We start from the raw sequence: 3,582 nt of genomic DNA, 5'->3' as shown, positions 1-3,582 counted from the left end.
GCTTTGTTTTGAGAAGTTCGCGAAGCCCACTTCTCAAAACAAAGCAGGCACCCCGGCCCTCGCCCGTATTACCCCGCTGGGCGAGCCATAGACGCCGCGTACCGATAGGGTAAGGCGGCGGCTTGAAATTGGTGCTATATTCATCTTGAGTTGTTTAATGCTAGTACGGGAGGCTGATATGGGGCTGTTCAAGAAGAAAAACCCGCAGGATGCCTTTGATCCCGATGTGTTTACCATCACGGATACGATTTTGGACCCGCCGCGGTTTACGTTTTTGCCGGCTATCTACCAGGATGCCACGCGCCGCAAGTGGGCTGTGCATCAGCGCGGCGGCGAGCCGAAGATTTTTGACTATGCGGACGTGCTTCAGTGCGAAGTGGCCGAGGCGGGCGATCCGGAGGCCGAGGAAGCGGTCTCAAAACAGGAATTTGCCCAGCGTATTCTGGCAAATCCCGCTAAGGCGGCAAAAATGAACGCTGCCAAGCGTAATATGTGTCTTGGTATGGGCGTTGTTGTGGCGGTTCAGACAGGAAAAGACGAGGTTTCCAAATTAGAGATTCCCGTTATGACCGACGAAGTCAAACGCGATTCAAGTCTATATAAGTCGTATCGGAATGTCGCCGAGAAGATTAAGGCCGAATTTAATGCCATGGGAGGGCTGGCCTAATTTTGGCGACATACGTTTCTGAATGAGGAGTCTGTGCAATGGCAGGCGAATCTTATGCAATTCCCCCCAAAGATCGTGCTGTTGAGGGAATTCTTTGGTATATCCAGCACCATCAGCTTGCCGGCGGCGATCGCCTGCCGGCCGAGCGCGTGCTGTGCGAAGAGATCGGCGTTTCGCGTACGGCGTTGCGCGCCGGTATCATGCGGCTCATCTCGTGCGGAACGCTCGAGAGCCGTCGCGGATCGGGTACGTATGTGTGTCCTCCTAAGCCGCTGAACATCTTCCAGGAAACGTATAACTTTTCCGATGCTGTGCGGACTGCCGGCCTGCATCCCTCTTCTCGTCTGGTTTCCACCGGGACCATCGAGGCGGATGAAGCGCTTGCCGACAAGCTTAGGGTGTCTGTAGGCGCTCCTTTACTCCGCATGCAACGCGTTCGACTTATCGAGGGCGAGCCGGCGTCAATCGAGACGGCTCACGTCAACCTGTCCCTGTGCCCGTCGCTTCCCAATCACGATTTTGAGTGTGAGAGCCTTTACGATGTCTTGCTCAAAGAAGGTGGCGTGCGCGTTGAGCATGGACGTGAGCATATCTCCATCTCGCGTTTGAACGCCGAAGAGGCCGAGTTGCTCCAGCAAGAAGAGGGAACGCCGGTGTTCTATGAGAGCACGATAGAATTTGATAAGGACATGCGTTTTGTGGAGCATTGCAAATCGGTGATTTTGCCCACAAAGTTCCGCTTTGCCGATAACGGCGAAAAGAACGGCAAGAAGAGCGCGGCAGGTGAACAATGGCTGAAACAGTAGATGCCACCCCGGTTTATATGCGCATACGACGTCGAATTGAAGAGTGTATCGAGCGCGGTATATATCCCACGGGTTCCATGATTCCATCCGAAAATGAGCTGGCAGAGGAGTTTGGCACGACACGCCTGACTATCCGGAGAGCTGTGGACGAGTTAGTTCGGCGCGGGCAGATTCGCCGCGTCCGCGGAAAGGGCGCGTTTGTGGCACAGAAAGTGCCTGTTGCTTACGAGCGAACAGGAGGCTTTCGCGAGTCGGTTCGTGCTTCGGGCGGCGAGCCGTCCGTCCGCATCCTCGCGCGTTCCAAGCGTTATGCGGGTCCATATTATGCCAACCTGTTTGGCATTGTCGAGGACGATTTGCTGTATTCGATTCGGCGTTTGAACTGCGTCAACGGCAATCCCGTATCGATTGAGATGGCGTTCATCCCGTGCCTGCTGTTTCCCACAATTGAAGATATTGACGTGTCGGTCTTCAGCTTGTACGAGACCTATGAGATGCTGGGCCGAAAGCCAGTTATGGCACAGGAAAAGCTCGATATCGAAGCGCTGGGCGCACGAGATGCCGGCCTGCTTGGACTGGAGCAGGGTGATCTTGCCTTGACGCTGGAGTGCGTAAGCTTCGATGCGAGCGGCCAGGCGATCGAGTACGTCAAGTCGTTTAACCGCGGTGATGCGGGTGGATATACCTATACGTACTAGCTGGTTTTTTGCATAACGGGCTGAAAAGTTGACGGAATTTTGATTCGTTGAGCAGACCGTATATACAACCTTACATGGCTCAAAATCGACCGTTCGCCGATGGGGATAAATTAATCGACAAAGAGGTATCAAAAAGCCGTAATCTGTAACTGTGATTGTTATCAAATACTAATGATTTGTTACGAGTTGAGACGATGAAGATGCTCGATTACGTTCAGCTTGCCCATGTGCGTATGGGGGAGAACCTCGAGCGTTCGTCTGAGCTGGTAGCGCAGCTCGTTGATATTTTCCAGTCCGGTTCTTTTGATGCACTGCGCATCGTTGCTTCGGGTTCGTCGCGCCATGCCGCCGATTGCGCCCGCGATTACCTGCAAGATGCGCTGCAGATGCAGGTGTCCGTTGTGACGCCCGAGGCCTTCGTCGATTTTGAACACACCTATCCGCAGCATGCGCTCAACATCGCCGTCTCGCAGAGCGGCTATTCGACCAATACGATTGCGGCGCTCGATTACATGCGTGCACACGATATGGCTGCAGTTGCGCTCACGGCAAACGTCGAGGCACCCATCAAGGAACACGCTGACATCGTTCTTGACTACGGTGTGGGTGTCGAGTCGGTGGACTTTGTGACTCTGGGCGTCGAGGTTCTCGTTGAGTACCTGGTGCTCTTTGGTATTTACGGCGGTCAGGCGCGCGGAACGATTGACGCCAAGGGCGTTGCTCAGCGTCTTGATGACCTGCGCGAGGCTATCCAGGCTAATGCCGTGATGTGCAAGACCGCCGAGGCATATGTCCAAGATCACATGCTCGAGCTTTCTGAGCACATGCCCGCCATGGTCGTCGGCAACGGCCCCAACTATGGTGTTGCCGAGGAGGCAGCGCTCAAGCTGAGCGAGACCATCAAGATTCCTGCCATGCATCACGAAGGCGAGGAGTTCGTCCACGGTCCCGAGATGCAGATCGTTCCGGGCTATCTGGTGTTTATCGTCGACGATCCGCAGGGGTCGGAGCGTCTTGCGAATATCGCCGATGCGCTATCGAACGTTACGGCAAAAACGGTGCTGCTCACGGCCCATCCCAAGGGTAGGGCTCACGAGGTTGCGGTGCCTCAGGTGGCTCCGCTGCTCAGCGCAATTCCCAATCTTGTGTTCTTCCAGACGATTGCGGCCATGATTGCCGAGCGTCTGAAGTCATGGAACGTGCACCCGTATCTCGATACCGTCTCCAAGCAAATGGAGGTCAAGGCAGAGGGCTACGAAGAGTCAGTCAATGCGCTTAAGGCCAAAGCGGCTGAGTGTTACGGAATGTAAGCGGGTTTTGATGCCCGTTGGCATGGGGGATGTGGAAACAACCCCAGAAAGGAGAGACAAATGAAGGAAACCGAGAAGATCGAGATCATGCACTTTAGCCA

General features: G+C 54.7%; 4 protein-coding genes and 1 pseudogene. All 5 read left to right on the top strand.

Annotated features, from left to right (window positions below; all coding sequences use genetic code 11):
- Positions 1–178 precede the first annotated feature (178 nt).
- The 5 genes and pseudogenes from DW925_RS09870 to DW925_RS09855 all read left to right on the top strand — a co-directional run bounded on the left by DW925_RS09870 (position 179) and on the right by DW925_RS09855 (position 3,481).
- Positions 179–667, top strand: coding sequence for a hypothetical protein (locus DW925_RS09870; protein WP_117790915.1), 489 nt, complete (start codon positions 179–181; stop codon positions 665–667).
- A gap of 38 nt (positions 668–705) precedes the next feature.
- Positions 706–1,473, top strand: a complete 768-nt coding sequence (locus DW925_RS09865; RefSeq protein WP_117790914.1) for a GntR family transcriptional regulator — start codon at positions 706–708, stop codon at positions 1,471–1,473.
- Positions 1,458–1,664: pseudogene (locus DW925_RS10300) on the top strand (GntR family transcriptional regulator); the annotation flags it as partial. The gene DW925_RS09865 and the pseudogene DW925_RS10300, both read left to right, overlap by 16 nt.
- Before the next feature lie 9 nt (positions 1,665–1,673).
- Positions 1,674–2,171 (top strand): GntR family transcriptional regulator, encoded by a 498-nt coding sequence (locus DW925_RS09860; protein WP_233540275.1) that lies wholly within the window; start codon positions 1,674–1,676, stop codon positions 2,169–2,171.
- Positions 2,172–2,365: 194 nt separating this feature from the next.
- Positions 2,366–3,481: an SIS domain-containing protein gene (locus DW925_RS09855; protein ID WP_117638249.1), complete on the top strand. Its 1,116-nt coding sequence runs from the start codon at positions 2,366–2,368 to the stop codon at positions 3,479–3,481.
- The last annotated feature ends 101 nt before the right edge of the window (positions 3,482–3,582 follow it).

This window comes from Collinsella sp. AM43-1 (assembly GCF_003467925.1).
Classification (GTDB): Bacteria; Actinomycetota; Coriobacteriia; order Coriobacteriales; family Coriobacteriaceae; genus Collinsella.
Note: the sequence above shows the minus strand (reverse complement) of the source record. Positions and strands in the feature narration are given on the sequence as shown.

Excerpts from the sequence above, each read along its gene's own strand:
- DW925_RS09870 (WP_117790915.1), top strand. The coding sequence starts at position 179 with ATGGGGCTGTTCAAGAAGAAAAACCCGCAGGATGCCTTTGATCCCGAT.
- DW925_RS09865 (WP_117790914.1), top strand. The coding sequence starts at position 706 with ATGGCAGGCGAATCTTATGCAATTCCCCCCAAAGATCGTGCTGTTGAG.
- DW925_RS09855 (WP_117638249.1), top strand. The coding sequence starts at position 2,366 with ATGAAGATGCTCGATTACGTTCAGCTTGCCCATGTGCGTATGGGGGAG.